At 73.4% G+C, this 4,743-nt stretch carries 1 pseudogene; it reads right to left on the reverse strand.

The window, feature by feature from the left end:
- Positions 1-4,611, reverse strand: a pseudogene (locus CU044_RS39390) (beta-ketoacyl synthase N-terminal-like domain-containing protein); the annotation flags it as partial.
- Positions 4,612-4,743: the final 132 nt, after the last annotated feature.

The following is a 4,743-nucleotide window of genomic DNA, read 5'->3' on the forward strand; positions in this document are numbered from 1 at the left end:
GTTCGCCACCTGGATCGCCGCCATACCCACACCACCCGCACCGGCATGGATCAGCACCTTCTCGCCGCGCCGCAAACCGCCCAGCTCCACCAGCGCGTGGTAGGCGGTCAGGAAGACGAGCGGCATCGAGGCCGCCGTCTCCCACGACCAGTTGTCCGGTACGCGGGTCATCATGCGCTCGTGGCCCACCACATGGGTGCCGAAGCCGCCGAAGAGCATGCCCATGACCCGGTCGCCGACCCGCAGGTCGGTCGCGTCGGGTCCGGTCCCGACCACGACACCGGCCGCCTCGGAGCCGAACAGCCCCGCGTCGCCGGGGTACATGCCCAGCGCGTTGAGGACATCGCGGAAGTTCACTCCGGCGGCGCGGACCTCGATGCGTACATCGCGGCCGGTCAGCGGTTCGAGGACCTCGGGGAACGGGGCCAGGGTCAGCCCGTCGAGACTGCCCTTGGCCCGGCTGCCCAGCCGCCATGGCCCACCAGCCGGCGGCACCAGTCCCGTACCCGACTCCAGCCGGGCGAGCCTGCCGACGCGCAGCGCGCCCGCGCGGACCACGGCCTGCGGCTCATCGGCGGCCATCAGCCCCGGCAGCGTGGGGAGTACGGCCGCCGAGCCGGCGGCGTCGTCGGCGTCCACCAGCAGGAACCGGCCGGGGTTCTCGGCCTGCGCCGAGCGCACCAGGCCCCATACGGGGGCGGCGGCGACATCGGTGACGTCCATGGCGCCGTCCTCGACCGCGCCCCGGGTGACGAACACCAGCCGCGAGTCCGCGAAGCGCTCCTCGGCCAGCCACTCCCGCACCAACGTCAGTGCGTAGTGGGCGAGTTCATGCGCCGACTCGGCGCCGCGCGCACTGTCGCCACGGAGCGGTACGACCACGGTCCCCGGCACCGCCTCCTCGTCACGGGCAATCAGCTCGGCGAGCGTGCGCGCCGGGGCGCCGAGCTTGGCCGCGCCGGTCGAGGCGAGGGCGGCCGTCAGGCCCAGCCGGTCCGTGCCGAGCACCACCCATTCGGTGTCCTCGGAGACCTCCTCCGGGGTGCCGGGCACCCAGTCGACGCGGAAGAGCGAGTTCAGTTCGTCCCGGCGTCCGCTGTCGGCCGCCTGGGGGCCCGCCGCCCGCAGGAGCAGCGAGTCCACCGAGATGACGGGTTCGCCCTGGACGTCGACGGCGGCGAGCTGGACGGAGTCCTGACCGTTGCTGGTGATCCGCACGCGCAGAGCCGACGCGCCGGAGGCGTGCAGGGAGACGCCGTTCCAGGCGAAGGGCAGCAGGCTGCGGTCGTCGCCGTCCGCGCTGGCGAACACGGTGCTGTGCAGGACGGAGTCGAGCAGCGCCGGGTGCATGCCGAAGTCGTTCGCGTCGCCGACACCCCGGTCGAGGGCGACCTCGGCGAAGATCTCCTCGCCCCGGCGCCAGACGGCGCGCAGGCCGCGGAAGACCGGTCCGTAGTCGAGCCCGTTGCCCGCGTAACGGTCGTACAGCCCCTCGATGTCCACCACGGTCGCGCCCTTGGGCGGCCAGACGGACCCGTCGAAGCCGAGGATCCGCTCGCCGCCGCCGATGCGGCCGGAGGCGTGCAGGGTCCACTCGTCGTCGGGGGCGTCGGCGGGGCGGGTGTAGAAGCGCAGCTCGCGCCGGCCCTCGTCGTCCGCGCCGCCGACGGAGATCTGCACCTGGACGGCGCCGGTGCGGGGCAGGATGAGCGGGGCGGCGAGCATCAGTTCCTCGACGCGGTCGCAGCCCGCCTGGTCGGCGGCCCTGATCGCCAGTTCGAGGAATCCGGTGCCGGGGAAGAAGACCATCCCGCTGACGACATGGTCGGCCAGCCACGGATGGGTGGCGAGCGAGAGGGTGCCGGTCAGCAGGAGTTCGTCGGAGCCGGCCACGGACATGGCGGCGCCCAGCAGCGGGTGGTCGGCGGAGGCCAGTCCGAGACCGGTCGCGTCGGCGGGCCGGAAGGTCGTCTTCGGCCAGAAGCGCTCGTGCTGGAAGGCGTAGGTCGGCAGATCCACCAGCCGGGCGCCGGTGCCCGCGAAGAACGCCGGCCATTCCACCCGTACGCCGTGGACGTGCAGCCGGGCCAGCGCGGTGACGGCCGAGGTCTCCTCGGGGCGGTCCTTGCGGAGCACGGGTACGGTCACGGCCCCGTCCGGTACGGACTCCTGGGCCATGGCCGACAGCACACCGTCAGGACCCAGCTCCAGGAAGGCGGTCACACCCTGCTCGCCGAGCGTCCGCACACCATCCGCGAACCGGACCGCCTCGCGGACATGCCGCACCCAGTACCCGGCCGAGCACAGCTCCTCGGCCGACGCGAGACGGCCCGTCAGGTTCGATACGACGGGGATGACCGGCTCCGCGTAGACGAGGCCCCGCGCGACGGTGCGGAACTCGTCCAGCATCGGGTCCGTCAGCGGCGAGTGGAACGCGTGCGAGACCCGGAGCCTGGTCGTCTTGCGGCCCTGCTCCCCCAGCCGCGCGGCGGCCTTGAGGACGGCGTCCTCGTCACCGGAGATCACCAGGGAGGCGGGGCCGTTGACGGCGGCGACGGACACCTCGCCGGACAGCAGCGGCAGCACCTCGTCCTCGGTGGCCTGGACGGCGACCATCGCGCCGCCCGGCGGAAGCGCCCGCATCAGCCGCGCCCGCGCGGCCACGAGCGTGCAGGCGTCCGTCAGCGAGAACACCCCCGCCACATGGGCCGCCGCGATCTCACCGATCGAATGCCCCGCCACGAAGTCCGGGACCACACCCCACGACTCCACCAGCCGGAACAGCGCCACCTCGACCGCGAACAACGCCGGCTGCGTGAACCCGGTGTCGTTGAGCGCCTCCGCGTCGTCGCCCCAGATGACCTCGCGCAGCGGACGGTCCAACTCGTCGTCCAGCCGGGCCAGTACGGTGTCCAGCGCCTCGGCGAACACCGGGAAGCTCTCGTACAGTTCGCGGCCCATCCCGAGCCGCTGGCTGCCCTGGCCGGAGAACAGCACCGCGCTCTTCGCGCGTGCCGCCGCCGTGCCCTCGACCGCACCGGCCGCCGCGCCGTTCTCGATCCAGCTCTCCAGCGCCGCGCGTCCCGCCCGGCCGTCCTCGTCCGCGACGACGGCGAGACGGTGTTCCAGGCTCGCCCTGGAGGTCGCGAGGGAGAGCGCGGTGTCCAGCGCGCGCGTACCGGGCTCGGCCTCCAGCCTGCTCAGCAGCGCGGCGGCCTGGTCGCGCAGCGCCTCGGCGGTCCGCCCCGAGACGACCCACGGCAGCGCGGTCGCGCGGCGGGCGGGGGCGGTCTCGTCCTGCGGGGCAGGGGGCTCCCCGGCGTCCGGCGCCTGCTCGATGATCACATGCGCGTTGGTGCCGCTGACCCCGAACGAGGAGACGCCCGTTCGGCGCGGACGGCCCGCGTCCGGCCAGGGGCGCGCCTCGGTGAGGAGTTCGACCCTGCCGGACGACCAGTCGACGTGCGACGACGGTTCGTCGGCGTGCAGCGTCTTCGGCACCACGCCGTGCCGCATCGCCATGACCATCTTGATGACGCCCGCGACGCCCGAGGCGGCCTGGGTGTGCCCGATGTTGGACTTGACCGAGCCCAGCAGCAGCGGGTGTTCCCGGTCCTGGCCGTAGCTCGCGAGCAGGCTCTGCGCCTCGATGGGGTCGCCCAGCGGGGTGCCCGTCCCGTGTGCCTCCACGGCGTCCACGTCCGCCGGGGTGAGTCCGGCGTTGGCGAGTGCCTGCCGGATCACCCGCTGCTGCGAGGGGCCGTTGGGGGCGGTGAAGCCGTTGGAGGCACCGTCCTGGTTGACGGCGGAGCCCCGGATGACGGCGAGGACCGGGTGCCCGTCGCGCCGCGCGTCCGACAGCCGTTCCAGCATCAGGACGCCCGCGCCCTCGGACCAGCCGGTGCCGTCGGCCGACTCGGAGAACGCCTTGCAGCGGCCGTCCCTGGCGAGTCCGCCCTGCCGGCTGAACTCGATGAGCGAGCCGGGGGTGGACATCACGTTGACGCCGCCGGCGAGCGCGAGTCCGCATTCGCCGTTGCGCAGCGACTGCACGGCGAGGTGGAGGGCGACCAGCGAGGACGAGCAGGCGGTGTCGACGGTGATGGCCGGGCCTTCGAGCCCGAGGGTGTACGAGAGCCGGCCGGACACGGCGCTGGCGGCGATACCGGTGCCGACGTCGCCGGTCGCGTCGTCCAGCGACCTGACCAGCAGGTACGCGTAGTCCTGGCCGTTGGTGCCGATGAACGCGCCGGTACGGGTGCCGCGCAGCCGGGTGGCGTCGATCCCGGACCGCTCGATGGCCTCCCAGGTGGTCTCCAGCAGCAGCCGCTGCTGGGGGTCCATGGTGACGGCCTCGCGGGGCGAGATCCCGAAGAAGCCCGGGTCGAAGTCGGCGACGGCGCTGAGGAATCCGCCCTGCTGGCTGACGGAGGTGTCGCGCGCGTCGGTGGTGCTGTCGCGCAGCGCGTCCAGGTCCCAGCCCCGGTCGGCGGGGAATCCTGAGATGGCGTCGGTGCCGGAGGCGACGAGGTCCCAGAGTCCTTCGGGGGAATGCGCGCCGCCGGGGAACCGGCAGCTCATTCCGACGATGGCGATGGGTTCCTTGGCCGCGGCGACGAACATGCGGTTCTGCCGCCGCAGCCGCTCCGCCTCCTTCATCGCGGCGCGGAGCGCTTCCACGACGTTGGCGTCGGGGGCTTTCTCGGTGGGGCCGTTCATGGTCTGCTCCATCACTCTCTCGCG

Source organism: Streptomyces sp. L-9-10 (assembly GCF_004151105.1).
GTDB lineage: Bacteria > Actinomycetota > Actinomycetes > Streptomycetales > Streptomycetaceae > Streptomyces.